This window comes from Haladaptatus pallidirubidus, from assembly GCF_020700235.1.
GTDB lineage: Archaea > Halobacteriota > Halobacteria > Halobacteriales > Haladaptataceae > Haladaptatus > Haladaptatus pallidirubidus.
On the sequence record NZ_CP085301.1, the window covers coordinates 3,601,900 to 3,618,603 of the forward strand.

Annotated in this window: 24 protein-coding genes; 8 read left to right on the forward strand and 16 right to left on the reverse strand. The window is 55.1% G+C overall.

The features are described 5' to 3' along the window. The first annotated feature begins 97 nt into the window (after positions 1 to 97). On the forward strand, positions 98 to 397 hold the full coding sequence (gene yciH / locus LIX15_RS19475) for a stress response translation initiation inhibitor YciH (protein WP_345409544.1): 300 nt from the start codon (positions 98 to 100) through the stop codon (positions 395 to 397). Between the two features lie 18 nt (positions 398 to 415). Here yciH and LIX15_RS19480 read toward each other — a convergent pair whose 3' ends face one another. After that, positions 416 to 2,041, reverse strand: a complete 1,626-nt coding sequence (locus LIX15_RS19480) for an acetate--CoA ligase (protein WP_227775222.1) — start codon at positions 2,039 to 2,041, stop codon at positions 416 to 418. Between the two features lie 172 nt (positions 2,042 to 2,213). Between LIX15_RS19480 and LIX15_RS19485 the strand changes: the two genes are divergently transcribed. Beyond that, on the forward strand, positions 2,214 to 2,807 hold the full coding sequence (locus LIX15_RS19485) for a DJ-1/PfpI family protein (protein ID WP_227775223.1): 594 nt from the start codon (positions 2,214 to 2,216) through the stop codon (positions 2,805 to 2,807). A 57-nt stretch (positions 2,808 to 2,864) separates the two neighbouring features. On the opposite strand, the gene LIX15_RS19490 is transcribed toward LIX15_RS19485, so the two are convergent. From LIX15_RS19490 to LIX15_RS32865, 5 genes are all read right to left on the reverse strand, one after another. Beyond that, positions 2,865 to 3,377 carry a twin-arginine translocation signal domain-containing protein gene (locus tag LIX15_RS19490; protein WP_227775225.1) on the reverse strand — a complete coding sequence of 171 codons (513 nt, stop codon included), beginning with the start codon at positions 3,375 to 3,377 and terminating at the stop codon, positions 2,865 to 2,867. Between the two features lie 583 nt (positions 3,378 to 3,960). Continuing rightward, on the reverse strand, positions 3,961 to 5,019 hold the full coding sequence (locus tag LIX15_RS19495; protein WP_227775227.1) for a tyrosine-type recombinase/integrase: 1,059 nt from the start codon (positions 5,017 to 5,019) through the stop codon (positions 3,961 to 3,963). After that, positions 5,006 to 5,398 carry a DUF5805 domain-containing protein gene (locus LIX15_RS19500; RefSeq protein WP_227775229.1) on the reverse strand — a complete coding sequence of 131 codons (393 nt, stop codon included), beginning with the start codon at positions 5,396 to 5,398 and terminating at the stop codon, positions 5,006 to 5,008. The genes LIX15_RS19495 and LIX15_RS19500 overlap by 14 nt, the downstream gene beginning before the upstream one ends. A 253-nt stretch (positions 5,399 to 5,651) precedes the next feature. Further along, entirely contained in the window at positions 5,652 to 5,963 is a 312-nt protein-coding gene (locus tag LIX15_RS19505) for a hypothetical protein (RefSeq protein WP_227775231.1), read from the reverse strand. Beyond that, positions 5,960 to 6,091 (reverse strand): hypothetical protein, encoded by a 132-nt coding sequence (locus LIX15_RS32865; protein WP_265338384.1) that lies wholly within the window; start codon positions 6,089 to 6,091, stop codon positions 5,960 to 5,962. Before LIX15_RS32865 ends, LIX15_RS19505 begins: the two co-directional genes overlap by 4 nt. Positions 6,092 to 6,144: 53 nt before the next feature. On the opposite strand from LIX15_RS32865, the gene LIX15_RS19510 reads away from it, so the two are divergent. After that, positions 6,145 to 6,396 carry a hypothetical protein gene (locus LIX15_RS19510; protein WP_227775233.1) on the forward strand — a complete coding sequence of 84 codons (252 nt, stop codon included), beginning with the start codon at positions 6,145 to 6,147 and terminating at the stop codon, positions 6,394 to 6,396. Between the two features lie 59 nt (positions 6,397 to 6,455). On the opposite strand, the gene LIX15_RS19515 is transcribed toward LIX15_RS19510, so the two are convergent. From LIX15_RS19515 to LIX15_RS19525, 3 genes are all read right to left on the reverse strand, one after another. Beyond that, positions 6,456 to 6,680, reverse strand: coding sequence for a hypothetical protein (locus LIX15_RS19515; RefSeq protein WP_227775234.1), 225 nt, complete (start codon positions 6,678 to 6,680; stop codon positions 6,456 to 6,458). Continuing rightward, positions 6,667 to 6,987: a hypothetical protein gene (locus LIX15_RS19520; protein WP_227775237.1), complete on the reverse strand. Its 321-nt coding sequence runs from the start codon at positions 6,985 to 6,987 to the stop codon at positions 6,667 to 6,669. The genes LIX15_RS19515 and LIX15_RS19520 overlap by 14 nt, the downstream gene beginning before the upstream one ends. A 102-nt stretch (positions 6,988 to 7,089) precedes the next feature. After that, complete coding sequence (locus tag LIX15_RS19525; RefSeq protein ID WP_227775239.1) at positions 7,090 to 7,413, reverse strand: PadR family transcriptional regulator; 324 nt, start codon at positions 7,411 to 7,413, stop codon at positions 7,090 to 7,092. Positions 7,414 to 8,052: 639 nt separating this feature from the next. Here LIX15_RS19525 and LIX15_RS19530 point away from each other — a divergent pair. After that, positions 8,053 to 8,364 (forward strand): hypothetical protein, encoded by a 312-nt coding sequence (locus LIX15_RS19530; RefSeq protein WP_227775241.1) that lies wholly within the window; start codon positions 8,053 to 8,055, stop codon positions 8,362 to 8,364. A gap of 512 nt (positions 8,365 to 8,876) precedes the next feature. Here LIX15_RS19530 and LIX15_RS19535 read toward each other — a convergent pair. The 3 genes from LIX15_RS19535 to LIX15_RS19545 all read right to left on the reverse strand — a co-directional run bounded on the left by LIX15_RS19535 (position 8,877) and on the right by LIX15_RS19545 (position 9,838). After that, positions 8,877 to 9,206 (reverse strand): hypothetical protein, encoded by a 330-nt coding sequence (locus LIX15_RS19535; protein WP_227775242.1) that lies wholly within the window; start codon positions 9,204 to 9,206, stop codon positions 8,877 to 8,879. Further along, positions 9,203 to 9,433 (reverse strand): hypothetical protein, encoded by a 231-nt coding sequence (locus tag LIX15_RS19540; protein ID WP_227775243.1) that lies wholly within the window; start codon positions 9,431 to 9,433, stop codon positions 9,203 to 9,205. Before LIX15_RS19540 ends, LIX15_RS19535 begins: the two co-directional genes overlap by 4 nt. Positions 9,434 to 9,583: 150 nt before the next feature. Beyond that, positions 9,584 to 9,838 carry a hypothetical protein gene (locus LIX15_RS19545; protein WP_227775244.1) on the reverse strand — a complete coding sequence of 85 codons (255 nt, stop codon included), beginning with the start codon at positions 9,836 to 9,838 and terminating at the stop codon, positions 9,584 to 9,586. A gap of 281 nt (positions 9,839 to 10,119) precedes the next feature. Between LIX15_RS19545 and LIX15_RS19550 the strand changes: the two genes are divergently transcribed. The 3 genes from LIX15_RS19550 to LIX15_RS19560 all read left to right on the forward strand — a co-directional run bounded on the left by LIX15_RS19550 (position 10,120) and on the right by LIX15_RS19560 (position 11,560). Continuing rightward, complete coding sequence (locus tag LIX15_RS19550; protein ID WP_227775245.1) at positions 10,120 to 10,674, forward strand: hypothetical protein; 555 nt, start codon at positions 10,120 to 10,122, stop codon at positions 10,672 to 10,674. Positions 10,675 to 10,991: 317 nt separating this feature from the next. Continuing rightward, positions 10,992 to 11,381 carry a DUF7344 domain-containing protein gene (locus LIX15_RS19555; protein ID WP_227775246.1) on the forward strand — a complete coding sequence of 130 codons (390 nt, stop codon included), beginning with the start codon at positions 10,992 to 10,994 and terminating at the stop codon, positions 11,379 to 11,381. Next, on the forward strand, positions 11,378 to 11,560 hold the full coding sequence (locus LIX15_RS19560) for a hypothetical protein (RefSeq protein WP_227775247.1): 183 nt from the start codon (positions 11,378 to 11,380) through the stop codon (positions 11,558 to 11,560). The genes LIX15_RS19555 and LIX15_RS19560 overlap by 4 nt, the downstream gene beginning before the upstream one ends. Positions 11,561 to 11,663: 103 nt before the next feature. Here LIX15_RS19560 and LIX15_RS19565 read toward each other — a convergent pair whose 3' ends face one another. From LIX15_RS19565 to LIX15_RS19580, 4 genes are all read right to left on the reverse strand, one after another. After that, positions 11,664 to 11,963 (reverse strand): hypothetical protein, encoded by a 300-nt coding sequence (locus LIX15_RS19565; protein ID WP_227775248.1) that lies wholly within the window; start codon positions 11,961 to 11,963, stop codon positions 11,664 to 11,666. A 1-nt stretch (position 11,964) separates the two neighbouring features. After that, positions 11,965 to 12,141 (reverse strand): hypothetical protein, encoded by a 177-nt coding sequence (locus LIX15_RS19570; RefSeq protein ID WP_227775249.1) that lies wholly within the window; start codon positions 12,139 to 12,141, stop codon positions 11,965 to 11,967. Positions 12,142 to 12,371: 230 nt separating this feature from the next. After that, on the reverse strand, positions 12,372 to 12,656 hold the full coding sequence (locus LIX15_RS19575; RefSeq protein ID WP_227775250.1) for a hypothetical protein: 285 nt from the start codon (positions 12,654 to 12,656) through the stop codon (positions 12,372 to 12,374). Between the two features lie 12 nt (positions 12,657 to 12,668). After that, on the reverse strand, positions 12,669 to 14,594 hold the full coding sequence (locus LIX15_RS19580) for a hypothetical protein (RefSeq protein ID WP_227775251.1): 1,926 nt from the start codon (positions 14,592 to 14,594) through the stop codon (positions 12,669 to 12,671). Positions 14,595 to 14,863: 269 nt separating this feature from the next. On the opposite strand from LIX15_RS19580, the gene LIX15_RS19585 reads away from it, so the two are divergent. After that, the gene (locus LIX15_RS19585) at positions 14,864 to 16,525 is read left to right on the forward strand and encodes an O-antigen ligase family protein (RefSeq protein WP_227775252.1); all 1,662 of its coding nucleotides are present in this window, start codon (positions 14,864 to 14,866) and stop codon (positions 16,523 to 16,525) included. Positions 16,526 to 16,704: the final 179 nt, after the last annotated feature.

Sequence of the window (16,704 nt, forward strand, 5' to 3'; positions counted from 1 at the left end):
AACGACGGTGAGAAACGCCTGAACTAGTGCTCAGACGGATGTTCAAAAAATGATGTGAGACAGAGCCAAGATACTGGATACCATACCCTCACCTGCCGTGGCAAAAGACGACTTCAATTCCATCACGGGACTACCGGAAGAACTCGGCATCGACGAGGATTTGGGGCGAACCGAACAGCGCCTTCGCGTCCGAATCGAAAAACGACGCTACGACAAGCCGGTGACAATCGTAGAGGGATTCGACACCGACTCGGTCGATTTGAAAGAACTCGCGTCGGAACTCAAACGGAAGATGGCAACCGGCGGGACGATACAGGACGAAGCAATCGAACTCCAAGGTAATCATCGCGAGCGAGTGGGGGAGGTTCTGCGAGAGAAGGGGTACGCCATCGAGTAGGCGACCGCTGAACCGAAACTACCCGAACTTCGCCTGTTCCCTGTCTCGGAGTTCGATACGCCTGATTTTTCCGCTGGAGGTTTTCGGCAGTTCGTCCACGAACTCGATTCTGCGCGGATATTTGTACGGCGCGGTCTCCTCTTTCATGTACTCCTGCAGCTCCTCTACGAGTTCGTCGCTTCCCTCGTAGCCGTCCGCGAGGATGACGTAGGCCTTGACGACGTTTCCGCGCTCGACGTGGGGACTGCCGACGGCCGCGGCCTCCGCGACTGACGGATGGCCGATAAGCGCATCTTCGACCTCGAACGGGCCGATTCGATAGCCCGAGGAAATGATGATGTCGTCCGCCCGGCCTTCGAAGAAGAAGTAGCCGTCCTCGTCCTTACTCGCCAAGTCGCCGGTTCGGTAGTACGCACCCGAGAACGTCTTCTCGTCCAAGTTCGGCTTCTCGAAGTAGCCGTCGAAAATCGCGGGACTATCGACGGGAACCGCGATTTCGCCGATTTCTCCTTGCTCAACTTCTTCGTCGTCCACCGTGTCGATGATGGTCGTTCCGAGTCCCGGTGTCGGTTTGCCCATGCTTCCCGGTTTTACGTCGATTCCGGGATAGTTCGTCACCAGTGCGACGGTTTCGGTCTGGCCGTAGCCGTCCCGCGGCGTCACGCCGAACGCTTCATCGAACGCCTGAATCGGTTCGCGGTTCAGCGGTTCGCCCGCCGAAACGACTTCCGTCAGCGAGAGGTCGTAGTCGGCCATATCCTCAATCTGTGTGAACATCCGGTACTGCGTCGGCACCGCACAGAGTCGGGTGACGCCCTCCTCTTCCATCAGCGAGAGGAACGTCTCCGGATCGAAGTCACCTCGATAAATTAACTGCGGCGCGCCCGTCGCCAGCGCGACGCCGACGGGACTCCAGAACCATTTGGCCCATCCGGTTCCAGTCGTGGCCCACAGCAGCTCGTCCTCGAAATTCATCCCCTGCTCGACGCCCCACCAGTAGCGTCCGTTGACGCGCTCGAAGCAGTGCATCCAGCGATGGCGGTGAAGCACGGGTTTCGGTTGTCCCGTCGTCCCGCTGGTGTAGTTGATGGACATCGGCGACTGCGCGCCGATGTCCGGTCCGTCGTGATCGGTCGATTCGCCATCGACTACGGCGGCGAAGGATTCCCAATTGCCAGTCCGCGACCCGTTCAGCACGACCATCGTGTCAAGCGGCGTCTCGTCCAGAATCGGTTCGACCATCTCCGTCAACTCGTCGTGACAGACGATGGTCGTCGCCTCGCAGTCGTTCGCGCGGAACTGGAGGTCTTTCGGCTTCAGCATGGCCGAGCAGGGCACTAAAATCGCGCCGCGTTTCAACGCCCCGAGCTGAATCGCGAACACATCGGGATGGCGCGGGAGAAGGTGCATCACCCGGTCGCCCTCACCGACGCCGAGCGATTCGAGCGCATTGGCGAACCGGTTCATGTCGTCGCGCAGGTCGGCGTAGGTTCGCTTTTCTTCACCACCCTCATCATCGCGGAATTTGACTGCGAGTCGGTGGCCGAATTGTTCGGCGTGCGACTCGATAACTGCCGGAAGATTGTACTCTTCCGGAATATCCCACTCGAACTCCACACGTTCGCGCTGGTAGTCGATTTGCATTCATCGAAAAATGAACCGAGGGTTATTTGGCTTTGTCGTCTGCTATCATGGTTCGAACAGAAATGCGGAACACCGATCACGTCCGTCTCCTCGGTCGTCGATATCGGTTCCCGCCGATTTGCCCACTCTATTTGGCAGTATCTATTTGCTCCGTCACGTCGTATGCTTCCCGATGGCGGAAAAGAAACTGCTGATGATAGTCGGCGATTACGGCGAGGATTACGAGATTATGGTACCGTTCCAAGCGCTACAGGCGGTCGGCCACGAGGTCGATGCCGTGTGTCCCGAGAAAAACGGCGACGATACGATAAAAACTGCGATTCACGACTTCCGGGGCGACCAGACGTACATCGAGACACGAGGACACGACTTCGCGCTCACGGCATCGTTCGACGACATCGACCCCGCCGACTACGACGCCCTCGTCATCCCCGGCGGTCGCGCACCCGAATACCTCCGGAACTACGGCGAGGTTATCGAGACCGTTCAGCACTTCGATGCCGAGAACAAACCCATCGCCGCCATCTGTCACGCCGCCCAGATTCTCGCCGCGGCGGACGTCATCGAAGGGCGAACGTGTTCGGCTTACCCCGCGCTGAAAACCGACGTCGAAGACGCCAGTGGCGAGTACTACGACGGTGTGACGACCGACGGTAATCTGGTGACCGGTCGCGATTGGAGCGACCACGTCGAATGGCTCTCACAGTTCCTGGACGTGTTGGGAACGACCATCGAGCACGAAGAAGTAGTCACTGCCGACGACTGATTACTCTCGCTTCCCAATCGTACTGTTCGCCGAAAAATGAATCCGTTTGGATGCGCTTCAGGCGGACGAGTTTCCGTTGGATGCGTTTCCTTGTGTCGTCGTCGTGGTGTTTCCACCGCCGCCACCTCCTTGGAGGCTGGTGCTCAGCAGGTTGAGTTCACTGCTGAAGATGGTCGCATCTCCCGACAGCCTCCTCTGGTCATCCGTGCTGAGGCTCGCATCCCGCGAGAACAGAACCGTGGTAATCGAGGCGTTTCCGTTCCCGAGGTTGTAGCGGATAACCCACCCGCTGTAGTCGTCCGGTTGGCTGATTTCGGGCACGTCGCCGCCACCGGGTAGTTGGAGCAGCTGAATAACCGTCGACTGGTCTAACGTGTTTTCGACGCGGAACTGGACGTTCGGGTGGTAGTCGTACGTGTAGACCAACACCTCGCTATCCTGTGCGGCACTGGTTCCAGCGCTTCCAAGGCCCAACGCCAGCGCACCCGTCGCGAGCGCACCTTTCTTCATGAACGACCGCCGTTCTGTCGATTCGACGTTTTCGGTGTCGTGATTTTTATTCTCGGACATCTCTCCCTCGCGCACTTGTAGGTCGGTACCTCTGATAAAGCACATAGAAGTTTCAAATTTGTAGAGCTATCCTACCGCCCGGAAAACGAGGGTAATCCTCGTAACTGCTGCAGTAATGACCGTTATACCACTGTTGTTTCGGAGTCCGTAAAACGGCAGGTGTGGCCATCTTTGATATAGCAATATGGGATTTATAAGATTTGTTTCGGACATCCCCCTTCGCTTTTTGTCGCGTCGAATGTCATTTTTGCAAGATGAAATTCACGAAAAACGCGCAGTTCCGTCCTCGCTGATTCGAAATTCGCTGTGAATTGCCATCTTCTCTACGCGCTCCATCAACGGATAACCACCTGTACTGTTCCGATTCGGTTTCATGTGGCCCGATTCTCAACGATTCCACGATACCAGGGTGAGTTCAGCTGAACGAACGGATTTATTTCACACGTATTCGTCTCCGTTCCGTACGACCGCACATACGGTGTAAAACCCGTGTCGAGGCTACTCACCACACCTTCTCGTATATCTCGATTCTCGACAGCTATCCAACTACCCAACTCTAGTACTCGATAGCGCGAAAGGCGATTTACGACAGTGTGTAGATGTTCGCTTCGTACACTTCTCGCACGCGATCCCCCCAGTTGTGCGTGTAGGTGTCGATGATGTCGCTCGCCACATCGCCGCGAAGGTATTTGACGATGCCGCGGTCGCCGGTTCGGTCGCGAAGATGTGTCGTGAAGAAATGCCGGAAGTAGTGCGGCGTGACGTTCTCTTCCGCACCGCCGCCGGTTCGGTACCATCCACGTTCGCGGGCGTGCCGTTCGACGATGTTTCGAATCATTTTGGGCGTGAGTCGTTTCCCCCAGTTGCCGCTCGTGCTGACGAACAACGGTTCCGCAGGCGATTGGGCGTCCGGTCGAATCGCGAGCCACCGGACGAGTACCCGCCGGAGTTCATCATCCACCGGCACGATGGTTTCGCGTTTTCGCTTGTTCGAGGCAGTTCGTTCCTCTCCGTTGATGGCTTGCCCTCTGACTGCATTCGCGGCGACGAAAATCGAATCCGGACGTCCGTCGAGTGATGGGCGTTCGCCGAGCGAGTAGGCGCCCCGCGCATCTTCGTCAGCGAGATTCACGTCTTGCAGATCGAGGTTGCTCACCTCGCCGACACGCATCCCGGTTTTCAACAGGGTGAAAATAACGGCGCGTTCCAGTGGATGCGTCACTTCGGAAACAAATTCGCGCATGTCCACCACCGAAATCTCGCGCCGCATCGGGTCTTTGTCGATGGATTCGTGCATCTCCTCGACCACGAGCGCCATCGGATTCGACTCGAACGCGCCAACCTGCGTCATGTAGGCGTAAAATCGGTGGAGGTAGGAGGCGTAGGTTGCGATAGTGCTTTCGGCGTGGTCGCCACGAAGAGTGTGAATCCACGCCATGCAGTCGCGCTGTGTCGCCGTTTCTGGGACGACACTTCGCCCCGAGAGGTTCTGCTCGGGATCGGTGAGAAACGCCTCGAAACGCCGCAGAACGCGCTTGTAGGCGTTTCGGGTTCGCTCGCTTTTCCCATGATAGAGCAAGTCTTGGAGGAAGTATCCGACCGGGTCGTCGGGGTTCGGACTGTCCGAACTACGTGCGGCCATCGACGCCTCCCACGAGCGTGTATCCTCCGTGCCGTCCGCTATACTGCACTCGATTTGCGGACTGAAGTTCGTTCAGCGCGTTTTCGAGCCTATCCTCGAAATTTCCGGCTAGTCTCTCGACTAGTTCGTCCCATGACATCTTTTCCTCGGATGCAAGGGTTTCGAGCAGGCGTGTTTTCAGCTCGTCACCCCTGGGGTTCGACCCTCCTTCAGAGGTCTGCGCGGGGTTTATCTCGAAACCGCGTCTTCCGGCCTGTACCATGGTTCTGACGAACTCGCTCTGACTCATGTCGAGTTCGTCGGCGTGCGACCGCCATTCATCTTTCTGATACTCCGGAATGTATGTTTTTACGACAGTTCGGTTCGTCTCTTCGGGCATGATTGCACCTCACTGCCTCGGTATTTTAATTTGTCCCATGAAGCGTGATAAGCAAATTAATCTCCCCACGTGGGACATCGGGCATCCCGACAACGGTGTGCGATTCTCGCCCGTCCTTGCAGGTTGGTTCGGGCGAACCTTGCAGAAATGCCTTGCAGCCTTGCAGCGGAAACGTGGTGTGTTCGCCGCCGAAGCGTTACTCGAGTCGGTAGTTCGTTCACCTCTAGTGTTATAAAACCCAGTGTCAAACATATTATCTCTCCTCTCGATCTAGAACCGCGGTGTTCTCATTCGCGTACTCGCAGCGCTCACACGCAAACCGAAGTGTGAATGTGTCGCCATCAGTCAGGTTGTTTTCGCGCGTGAAACTACCGCGATGAAGATGACCACAGCGCTCGCACGTACTGACGTGGTCGACAACTCGCTCGGCAATCTCGCTCGAGGTTAGCCCATCCGTTTCGATCACGTTCCGACGCTCGACGCAATCGTGCAGCCGAAGCGCGGACAGCGTCCGGAATGAGTATCCGCACTCGTCGCACACGTGCTTGGTCTGTTCGACGGTCATGCCGACCCCTCCATGATCGGTCGACCGGACATTATCCAGTCGAATGCATCGTGCTCGTCAGATAGGTGGTCGGCTAGGTGGTCTTTGCTCGGGACGCGATCGCCGCATTCGGGACAGCGCTCGGCCATCAGGCAACCCTCCCGGCATGTTTATCCTTGCAGGTTGTGTCGCATCGAACGGTATGTCCGATGGCACTACGATCGGCATTTGGGTCGGTGAGAATGACGACGTCGTCGATCAGTTCGACGAGAAGCTCGGCACCCACCCCAAATACTCCCGATCGGAAAGTATCAAGGATGCAATGGCCCTCAAAATCGCTGTCGAAGAAGTCCTGGACGAAGTCGGGTATGATTTCGACAGCGAACGATCGAAGCGCCATTGGGTTCGACAGGCGCTGCTCGACCACGCTCGAGACGAAATCAGTCCCGAATAGCTGACTGTTCTTGTCCGATACGGCCCCCATAAACTGCATATCGCGATATTCAATTTGCATCAGTTCTCACCTCCGGCGATCGCGATCCAGGTCTCGTCCGGAATTCGAAACCAGACTGTCGCGGCGATCAGAATCGACACCGTCAGCAACGCGAGACTGTTGATGACGACGAATAGCTCGACTGCCGAAAGCGTCGCGGACTGTAGCATAATCGCCCAGAACCCCGACGCGACGACTGCTAGCACAAACGCTTTGGTCAGTGCGGCATCCCTATTCACCGTCATCGTCGTCACCTCCGGTCTGTCGGATCGACTCGAGCGCGTTCTCGATCGCGAGATCGAATGGTTTGACGAGAACCGTGACGATGCACCGGCCGTCCATCAACAACAGCGCATCCGTATCGTGATGATACCGACATTCGCTCATGCCAGTCAGGCGATCGGCCGATCGGACTCGTTGGGCTTGCATCCACGCTCGCTCAGGGCTAATCGAGTCCGACGGCGTTCTAGCGTCCCACTGATCGGCTGCATGAGACGAGACGTACGGGACGTCGAGATCGAAAACCCGGGTATTGCTGTCGGGCTTACTCATTCGACACCACCTTCTGGAACCGCGGTCGGGGTTGGGGTCGGTCGAAGGCCGTACTTGATCGACGTCAGCCCGATCGCCGCGACCGTCATGCCGACGATGGTTTCAAACATCGCTCTCGTCGTTCCCGACGTTGAGTTTCCGGTTGATCCAGTCGCGACGCGTCTCGAGCGCTTCCCGGCCGGAATCGGAAAGCACGTACTCATTGGTGCGCCTGTCGAGCGGTCGTTTGTCGACAAGCCCGTCTTGGACGAGCGTATCGAGGTTTGGATACAGTCGCCCGTGATTGACCTGCTCGCCGTAATAGTCCTCGAGACGGCGCTTGATGGCTAGGCCGTAACAATCGCCTTCGCGAGCGTCGAGCTCGGCGATCACGCCGAGCGTTGTGAGTTGGAACTCGGTGAGATCCGAGATAACGCGGATACTCATGCAGCGACACCCCCAGAGAACTCATCGGAAAGAGGGCACTTTCCGAAAGTTCCAATAGCTGTGCCTTCGTACGAACTACTAGTCTCGTGAGTCATTGTTGTGGTTGCGAGACTCCGGTGATGCGGGGACTGTCGTGATGGGCTGTCCCCCGCAACTGTCCGGCGTCGGTTTAGTCTGTTGTCCTGATAATCACTTAAATTAGAGCCACCCGGAGTGAAAGTGAAACTGCACGACAGCGCCGACTTTTCAATATTATTTACAATTGACGCTGGACTATTCCAAGGAGTATCGACTACTCCTACAAGGCCGGAATACTGGTCAACAAGCTGTTCCTTACACGGGACAAGTCCCGTATATCTATGTGTGTAGTCGATGTATGATTGCATGTCTTCGACCCTCTCGGTGGAAGACACCGTCTCGGGTGTTGGTGGCACCCGGGGCACATTGCGGTTAGGCCCTGTATCTACTGGATTAAGGCGGATCTTCCAGTTAGTACTATATAATTCTAGACTCTTAATATTACCAGTGGGAAGATACCGACGTCCATAAAGAATCTTACCAATGGGTAGATACTGAAGTACTCTAGACTATGACCTGTTCCCAATGGTTCTAAGTGCAATCATACCGTTGGTAGTATTAATGAGCGCCACTATGACTGGCCCAATGATCTTTCAACGCCCGACGGATCGCCTGATACTGGAGGAATTACAAGATGCGCAAAATCTTGGGGCGAACGTCGCAGAAGCAATCGATCGTCATCGGAAAACTGTCACGACACGTCTTCGACAGTTAGAAGACTACGGATTAGTCAATAATGTTGGCCGCGGTGTATATGCGATCACGGAGAAAGGCGAGGTTGTTCTCGAGAACTTTGATGATTACGAGCCGAACAACACCGATGCATTCACGGAGATCGTGGAAGAGGAATTGAGCGACCGTCGCAAGGAGTAGGAAAGAGGAAAGCGGTTCGTTGAATTGGTTTAGACAATTTCATGAGTTAGTATGCTATACTAACTTGGTCGCTTCCGATCAATCGCCGAAAAGGGAAGTAGATTCATCCAGGAACTTGCACATACACGGTCGACAGATCGATGTTTCGCCGATGCCGTCAACCGATACCGGTATCGTCCCGTTGTTTCTACAGCCGGGCTTAGCACAGTAACCCCCCAGCGCTTCCAACTCGGTGCGCAATTCACCGATCTGTTCGACTAGTTGTTGCGCGCTAGATAAACCGAACCGGGTCTGTGGGTCAGTCTCGACGACGTCCAATAGCCGCTTGATCGGCGGGGAAGACTGCTCACTCATCGTCGTCTCCTTGTCTGTAGTGTACTACGTCGCAATCCTGATTAACACACTTAGCGTCGGTAGTGTGATCCATCGTGGGCTGTCCAACAACTTCGCACAACGGGCAGGGTTCATTAGCGTCCGAGAGATGATCCCACCGATGGATATCCTTCGAAGACTCAACGTCGGTCATTGTCGTACCTCACGTTTGAAGACCCGCACGCCTCGCAACTCACCAACGTCGGGAACTTCTCGGTTGTTGGACGGACGTGTCCACAGAATCCGCACACAATCGACGTGCCATCTTCGCTATCCTCTGCCCGACGTCGCTTTAGTTTACTGATGAGGTCGTCAAGTTCCTCGCCCGTGAGTTCGTCTCCGAGGACATCGGCGAGCAGGTTTTTGTCTCCATTCCCGTCCTCCAGTGCAAGCGGCATTGCACTTAGGGGCGTGTCTGCCATCAGGTAGATTCCACGCTGTCGAATTGGCTGTGTGTCTTGAACAGTCATCGTCGTTCCACCCGTGGATTTCCGCCGAATTGGTTCGGTTCCAACGCGACCTCTTCACCGTTGATTTCGATTTGAAGCACGCCACGCGACGGAATCTCGATTTCCATTTCTTCGTCGTCACAGTGAGACATCCCGCTGTCATCGAGCGTAACGGCACTTATCGTGAGAGTGCCACTCGAATCATTTCCCGCGTACTCCAGATGCTCACTACGGCGTTCAGACTTCACGATTCCAGCACCTCCACGGGCCACTCACGGCGGCACTTCCGACACAAGTCGAGAAGGCTGTTCGACGGGTCTCGGCACGCCTTCGTTCCGATGTTCGCACACTCCGGCATATCACATTCTTTCTGTACAGTCTGGTTTTCGGATTTTGCATCACTTTGAGTCATCATCATCTCCTCGAGGATCGTCGACGAGCTCGTAGAGCTCAGTGTCCAATAGGTTCTGCGCGTGGTTGTGTTCGGCAAGGTTGATCAATCGTTGTGAGACGTACGCGCGCGAGACCTCATCATGATCGTCATCGTTGAGCAACCGCTTTTGGGCATAGGCTGCGGTGATGCACTGTTTGTCGTCAAAATACTCGAGCAACAGGTGGTCGATGCTTCGCAGTTTCTCTGGTGCGAGGGTCATATGTCCTCGTTTACGAGTCACCATACGTTTCTTACGATGTTGCCTAACCTTGTAAACCTATGGATGTTAGCTACTATCTCTAACTAACAATCTTAGCTAACATCGTTAGTTATATGGTGCTGGGGGTTATACTATAGAGTAGGAAGCGCGGGATACCTTCGCAAAAGGGCCCGGTGTTGATGCACCGAACCGCGCTTCAGGAGCTACTGAAGCACTATGAACGAAACCCCCGTTGATGAAAAACGTATCGACTACCGACCACTGATCGGAGGGCTCAACTGATGGCGAACTACGACGAGAAACCAAACGGTGGGTCACTCTCGATCGAGGCACGCATCGGAAAGAAAGTCTTCGAGCCCGTCGCCCGAAAGAACCCCGACGCCGAGACGTTCGCGAACGCGGACGACGACAGCTACCCACGTCAGTCACTCGAAGACGCGATCGACGCTGGCGAGCTCCCGGCCGACATTGACGACGAGTTTGTCGAGCGCTGTTATCTCGTCGAACTGCGACTCGGCTGGCTGACCTACGAAAAAGCCGATGGTGCGACGCCCTACATGCAGGCATACTACGCGCGTGGCGACAACCGCGGCTACCACCGCCGGAACTACGAGATTGACGCCACCGAAGACGGCGACTTCGTATTCCCCGACGATCTCACGATTTACCGATCGGTTGTGACTGACCGCGGCAACCCTAACCCGGTGTCTGTATTCGGCGTGAGCAAGCAAAAGATTCGACGCGAATACCGCGCTGTGCTGAAAAACGCTCACGGCATTGATGCACAAGCCAGCAGTGCAGGGAATGTCGATGGCAGCCAGGGGGTCCGATCCTAATGTCGATCGCCAGTTGTTCCGACGCTCCTGATTCAATCGGAATTGACGATCGCGACCGTCGTGCAGCGACCGAGCTGCTGTTGGTTGCACCGCACGCACCCGGCATGTTCGAAGTGTATTCCGAAGACGGATCGCAGTATATCGTCGATCATCGCGATGGCGCGTGTACGTGCGCGGATCACAAATACCGATCCGAGCATGGCGTGATCTGTAAGCACCGCCGTCGAGATGGCGTGCGGGACGCGACCGATCCCTGTCGGACTAGACGTCGATCCGCTGCTGGCGCGCCGATTTGCCGATGCAGGAGGTGACGTTTGATGGCGCGAATCGATCGCGATCAGATCTTCCACCTGCTCAAATCCCGACGTCGCCGACTCGTGCTCGACGTGCTCGACCGAAGCAACGGCCGGATGCGGTTTCGCGATCTCGTCGAGTCTGTCGCGAGTCGCGAATACGACACCACTCGCGACAGATTAGATTCGACAAAACGAAAGCGAACGTACAACGCGCTGTATCAAACCCACATCCCGGCGCTAGCCGATGTCGGCGTCGTGGATTACAACAGCCGATCACCGCGCGGGACGATCCGACTCGGCGAACGTGCCACGGACGTCCTGTTCTATCTTCGGATCGACCCAACCCAACAGATGACAAGCGTCTCCGACCGTGTTGAGAAAGTCATCGATCGGTTGGTGAGATGGCTATGAGCGAGACACAGATCGTTCGCGAGCCCGCTGACGGAGAACCTGGATTGCGCGTTGTTCCGTCCGGCGGCCGTTTTGTGATCGAACACTACTGGCCCGGCGGCGCGGGAGAGGGCATCGTCGTCGATGCCGATGACATTCCGGGGCTCATCGACGCACTTTCGGCGCTGTCCGACGACTAATTTTTACTTTTGTTCGCGACCGGGTTAGTATTCTATCTTAACGATAGCGATGCCTCTAGTCGTTAGTATGGCGTACTAGCGAAAGATAACTCTCGAAAAACAGTTACAGGGGGGACGGGTCGTCTGCTCGTGTTACTCGCAGAAACCACCGTGTTCCGAAGAGTGCAGCAAGGGCGTATCCTCCTGCTTCGAGCGCGAGCGCCCAGAACGGCGTCCAAACAACTCCGCCGTTGGCCACTAGCAAGAGGATAAACCCAACGTGGCCGAAGTACCGTGCATATTCGTCGTCGGTGTCTTCATACCGGGGCAATCGCCATATCGCGACACCAAATCCAAGCAGAAGCGTGCCAACGAGCAATCCGGCGAGCTTGATGGAGATCTGGATCGTCCATTGATCTACCATGTTATTCCCTCCGGAGAATGTCGATTTGCATGGTTGCGTATATGGCTGCCGCGAGCAGTATGATCGCCTGCCGACTCATTGTATAGTCGGGGACAACTTCTTGCCGGACGAGTAACGCGAGAAATAGTAGAAACGAGACGACACCAAGACCAAGGTGGATTTTTTCTTTCGTTTTCATTCATGTCGGGATGTGATTGTTGTATCATGATTGGTGCCCCCTTTTCGACAACAAACCATCAACTTAATTTCACGCCTTTTCTGCATGGCGGAAGAATCATATACTGGATTTGTGTCGGTATGGGGTGCCGCCTCTTGCGAGGGGGCAAAGCTCGGAGTGGGGGATTTCATCCCCCTGCTTCTAGGGCGATACGTTCTACGGTGGTGGATCCTCTCCATAGTGTATCCTCGTTAGAGTTCGTCAGGGTGCGGTGCCGAATTGATAAGCGCTTTGAGTAAGGTTTCGACGAGTGCAACTGTCCCGCCCATCGCCGCGAGCCGCGTTTTGATCGCCATTTGCGAAGGGATGACGCCCGTTTGCGCGTAGACAATCCCAAGCCCAAGGCCGATGAGAACCGGCGGTGCGATCTTGATTAACTTGATCTTTTGGCCTTTCTTCTGTCGGTTTTTGATGGCGTAGGTAAACGCATACCCAACGCTAGCGATGCAACTTTGGATGACTAGTGTAATGTCCATCGGTGAATCAGGTCATTGGTTGAAAAATCGGTACAGGAAGGCATACAGGGATTTTATGAATCCCATCGCTTCCTCGTCGGAAACGCTGTCTGCCGACCGAGTCAATTCCGCAACGGTGGTCGGTTCGGGTTTCTCACCAGGTGGTGCGAACTTGAGTTGTGTATTGCCGTTGACTTCCAGCGATTCGATCTCGCCGGTAAACCAGTACGCATCCGTATAGTCGATCACTTCGCCGGAGATGATCCGGCCATCGATCGAGTCGGTTGTGTCGACGCTTCCATACGGTGGCGCTGGGGCGATCTCCCCTGATATCTCGGCGCGATAGGTTGCCCCGCCATCGACATTCCGGCCGTCGAACATCAACAACTTCGCGTTTTCGGGTTTTGAATGCGCGCTCGCTGGCCGGAATGCGAGCAACTCATCAACCGTCTTTTCAGTTGTGGTGACGGCTCCTGCTGGTGCAAAGAGTAACTTCGGATCGCCATCGACAGACAGCGACCGGATTTCACCATCGAAACGATAGGCGTCAAGATAATTATCAGCCCATCCGGACACCGATTTTCCTTTGATTGAATCTTCGGCATCGACGCTCGCACCGTATTCCGCGACCGCGCGAAGGCTGCCACTCACCTCGAGCTCGTATTCGACCCGATCGGTTTCGGTCGCATCGATGACGAGCAAGTGCCCGTCATCCTTTGATCCAGGTGTCTCACCGACCTTCGGCGGTGGATCCATCGTCGGCGTTTCGGATGCTTGCTTTGGCGTTCCTTGGGTCATCGCAACGTCGACTGGCGTTCCAGACACGATCCCGCCGCTCGAGTTCGTTGTGCCACTGATCTCGCCAATCTCGTCCGGCGATTTGCCGATATTGATCGCCGCGTATTTCTTCCACCCGCCGTGATCGATTTCGGCATTCCTGACATTGAGTCGCTTCTGATTCCCGCCAGCGCCGTCTTTGTCGTTTTTATCGACCGGGCTTCCGTGGTAACCCTCATACTGTATTCGGACGTCCTCGATTTCGACCGATTCACAGGGACTATGCCACGCGATCGGCGGTCGCGAGTCCCACGGCCCCTCGCCACCATCGAAATCCCCGGACGGTGAATAGAACTTGAAATCACAGTCGCGGATCGTCAGCGTCCCAGGGTACGCCTCCTCATCGTCCCCTTCGATTCGAACCCCGCGCATCAATGACCCGCCAGACCACCCTTGCCTCTGTAGGGGGACGTCGTAATTCCGGATGAATTGCGATCCTTCGACGAGTGAATCGCCGCCGAGTCGAACGCCAACGTTTGTGTTCCTGAAATACGAATCGACGATCTCAACCCTTCCAGGGTGGTTATTTGCGTAAATCGTGTTCTCACCCCATTGCTCCATCCACAGATTTTCGCATCGGATCGTACCTTTCATCTGATCGTTGGCGATCAAGATACCACGACGGTTTGTCCTGGCACCTGGTGGCCCGCTCCCGTCCGGCAGGTAGACATTTCGAATGATGCTAGTCCCATCCGGATCGGTCTCATAGATCCGGAGAAATGTCACGCCGTGAATGCCCATGTCTCTCGGCTTGCCATCTTCGCCATCGGTGCCGCAATGGCCGCGTGCGATGACGTTTTCGTATCGCCATCCACTTGCTTCGAGATGGAATCGTGGGGGATAGGGGCACGTTTGAAAGTCGAGCTCGAATCCGTCGAAGACAAATCCGTCGCCGTATATCTCAAACCAGTTTCGCATTCGGGTCGTCTGTGTTGGGACGAGCGTTGCGTTATTCCCGCGAAACTGGATGTTCGGATTATCGGTCGCGAACTGATCGAGACGGTATCTCCCTTCCGGGAAGTAAAACTCCGTGCCTGATGTGTTGTGCTCGTCGAGTATCTTGTCGATCGGTTCTTCTCCGGTTCGATCGGCACCCTCTTCGATGATGTTTATTCTTGTCATTGTTGTAACTATGTACCGCAAGGATCGTCGCGAGAAACCACTCGCCCCACGCGCAATGCTGGGGGTCACTGTTGGCTTGATTTTGTGACTGTACGAGAAAACTTATGTACAGATGGTACCGACGGTACCATTGTGGCCAAAGAACGAAAACGGCCGTCCGTTTCACCTGATGTGTATCGCCGTCTCGATGTCTATCGAGCAAAAAATGGACTGAACAGTATCAATGACGCTATAGACCATCTACTGACGAACTACGCGGAATCTAAGTAATGATGCAAATATCGCGCATTCTTCGTCAATCAACTGCCCTGCAATACGCAGCGGTGCTGATCATCGGATTGGTGTTCGGAACTCCATTGATTGATGCGATCGCACATGGGTTATTCGGAACGCCGCCCCTCTATTCAGTCGCCTTTACTGTCGTGTTGATCGGAATTCTCTATGCGACGATTCTCTTCCGAACTAAAACGCTTGGATTGGCGCTTACTGTCGCGCTAATCGTGACGTCCATGTTTGGGGCGAATATCCCGTTTGCCTCTGCTGCTGCACTCCGACAATTTCAGGGGAATTTAGGGCCACAACTCTGGCTGTTAGAAGTCCCGCTGATCCTTCTCGTCGGGTATTTTGCTGTCTATAAACGATCCATCCGAGACACAACCTCCCGAACCGAACTCCTCTTTGCCGGATTCGTTGGGTGGTCGTTAGTCGTGGCACTTGTCGGAAATCCGGCGGGGATGGACGCTGCACTCTATTTCACGCTTCGAATGCTCGTTGGCTTGCTGGCGTTTGGCGTTTCGATGCGTGCTGTTAGAACCGGCGTGATCGGATATACGACCGCACTCACTGTCTTTTGTGCGACCGTCGTTGCTCAAGCTATCTTCGCTGGTGTCCAGCTCGCTGCAGGACATTCATTCCGACTCACAGTGCTTGGTGAGGCGGTTATCCCAAGACTCGACCCGATTGTCTATCCGAATACAGGATTTACCAGCGATATCATCGCTGGCGCGTTCACCGGTCACGGGTATATCCTTGGCATTTTGAGTGTCCTTGTAATACCAATCCTTCTCGTCTCTGCTGTCAAAGCTCACCGGAAATGGAGTGTCGTGCTTTTCTCAACAACCCTCTATCTGATACTGATTACCCGAACCAGTGGATCTGACTCAATCCGCGGAGGAATTCTTATCGTGCTTGGCACGGCACTCCTTGGGGTTGCACTCGCGTATTACGGATTGTTTGGTAGTGTCCAAACGAGGATTACAGCGCTCCGCGAAAAAGTAGCTGGGATCGGGGCGGTTCTCTTCGGCGTATTTGCCATCGTGTTTTATCCTTCAAAGCGAATGTCGGTCATCGCTCAAGAATCCAAAACACAACCCACTCCTGAAACAACGACGACTGCAACAACGACGACTGCAACACAGACGACATCCACCACGACCACCGGACAAACAGTATCAACCACGACTGAGGCGACGACAACGACAACAACGACTGCCGAAGCTACCGCCCCAGCAACGACGTGGGGGCACCGATGGGAGCAATACCGCGCCGGGATTGAAGCCTTCGTCGAGAACCCGCTCTTCGGCGTTGGCGGTGGTAACTTCAACTACGTCTCAGGAACGGTCTATGGGCCGATGGATATTCACCGGATGGCCGTCCACAATATCTATATTGGGCTCCTTGCCGAGACAGGCCTACCCGGATTCTTACTGTACATGGGTGCGATACTGTCGGTTTTCGTTGTTGGATGTTTAGCCCTTCTACCGGGATCGAAGCTACGATTGGAGACAATCGGCGTTATGTCTGGATTGCTTGGTGTCCTTGGTATTGCGTTCTGGACGCATTCGCCAATTGACCGAATCACCGCCTTTGTCCCCTTCTGGATACTGTGCGGACTACTCGTCGGTAATTACTACACCGGAAGAGAGTCATAATGACAGTTACAAACAATGAAGGGATCGGTCTACTGAAAGGTCCAAGTTGGATACAGGGATTCATTTATTGCGTTTTGGGCTTTGCGCCGGTTGTTATCCTCGCATCCCTCATCGATGCCATACCAATATTCGGTGCCCGGGCTCACTCATTCGCCGCCCTCAACTTGGTTCTTCTATGG

What these genes read in the sequence shown, in the direction of transcription:
- LIX15_RS19480 (WP_227775222.1), bottom strand. Translation starts at nt 2,041, where the DNA reads ATGCAAATCGACTACCAGCGCGAACGTGTGGAGTTCGAGTGGGATATT.
- LIX15_RS19485 (WP_227775223.1), top strand. Translation starts at nt 2,214, where the DNA reads ATGGCGGAAAAGAAACTGCTGATGATAGTCGGCGATTACGGCGAGGAT.
- LIX15_RS19490 (WP_227775225.1), bottom strand. Translation starts at nt 3,377, where the DNA reads ATGTCCGAGAATAAAAATCACGACACCGAAAACGTCGAATCGACAGAA.
- LIX15_RS19495 (WP_227775227.1), bottom strand. Translation starts at nt 5,019, where the DNA reads ATGGCCGCACGTAGTTCGGACAGTCCGAACCCCGACGACCCGGTCGGA.
- LIX15_RS19500 (WP_227775229.1), bottom strand. Translation starts at nt 5,398, where the DNA reads ATGCCCGAAGAGACGAACCGAACTGTCGTAAAAACATACATTCCGGAG.
- LIX15_RS19505 (WP_227775231.1), bottom strand. Translation starts at nt 5,963, where the DNA reads ATGACCGTCGAACAGACCAAGCACGTGTGCGACGAGTGCGGATACTCA.
- LIX15_RS32865 (WP_265338384.1), bottom strand. Translation starts at nt 6,091, where the DNA reads ATGGCCGAGCGCTGTCCCGAATGCGGCGATCGCGTCCCGAGCAAAGAC.
- LIX15_RS19510 (WP_227775233.1), top strand. Translation starts at nt 6,145, where the DNA reads ATGTCCGATGGCACTACGATCGGCATTTGGGTCGGTGAGAATGACGAC.
- LIX15_RS19515 (WP_227775234.1), bottom strand. Translation starts at nt 6,680, where the DNA reads ATGACGGTGAATAGGGATGCCGCACTGACCAAAGCGTTTGTGCTAGCA.
- LIX15_RS19520 (WP_227775237.1), bottom strand. Translation starts at nt 6,987, where the DNA reads ATGAGTAAGCCCGACAGCAATACCCGGGTTTTCGATCTCGACGTCCCG.
- LIX15_RS19525 (WP_227775239.1), bottom strand. Translation starts at nt 7,413, where the DNA reads ATGAGTATCCGCGTTATCTCGGATCTCACCGAGTTCCAACTCACAACG.
- LIX15_RS19530 (WP_227775241.1), top strand. Translation starts at nt 8,053, where the DNA reads ATGAGCGCCACTATGACTGGCCCAATGATCTTTCAACGCCCGACGGAT.
- LIX15_RS19535 (WP_227775242.1), bottom strand. Translation starts at nt 9,206, where the DNA reads ATGACTGTTCAAGACACACAGCCAATTCGACAGCGTGGAATCTACCTG.
- LIX15_RS19545 (WP_227775244.1), bottom strand. Translation starts at nt 9,838, where the DNA reads ATGACCCTCGCACCAGAGAAACTGCGAAGCATCGACCACCTGTTGCTC.
- LIX15_RS19550 (WP_227775245.1), top strand. Translation starts at nt 10,120, where the DNA reads ATGGCGAACTACGACGAGAAACCAAACGGTGGGTCACTCTCGATCGAG.
- LIX15_RS19555 (WP_227775246.1), top strand. Translation starts at nt 10,992, where the DNA reads ATGGCGCGAATCGATCGCGATCAGATCTTCCACCTGCTCAAATCCCGA.
- LIX15_RS19560 (WP_227775247.1), top strand. Translation starts at nt 11,378, where the DNA reads ATGAGCGAGACACAGATCGTTCGCGAGCCCGCTGACGGAGAACCTGGA.
- LIX15_RS19565 (WP_227775248.1), bottom strand. Translation starts at nt 11,963, where the DNA reads ATGGTAGATCAATGGACGATCCAGATCTCCATCAAGCTCGCCGGATTG.
- LIX15_RS19570 (WP_227775249.1), bottom strand. Translation starts at nt 12,141, where the DNA reads ATGAAAACGAAAGAAAAAATCCACCTTGGTCTTGGTGTCGTCTCGTTT.
- LIX15_RS19575 (WP_227775250.1), bottom strand. Translation starts at nt 12,656, where the DNA reads ATGGACATTACACTAGTCATCCAAAGTTGCATCGCTAGCGTTGGGTAT.
- LIX15_RS19580 (WP_227775251.1), bottom strand. Translation starts at nt 14,594, where the DNA reads ATGACAAGAATAAACATCATCGAAGAGGGTGCCGATCGAACCGGAGAA.
- LIX15_RS19585 (WP_227775252.1), top strand. Translation starts at nt 14,864, where the DNA reads ATGATGCAAATATCGCGCATTCTTCGTCAATCAACTGCCCTGCAATAC.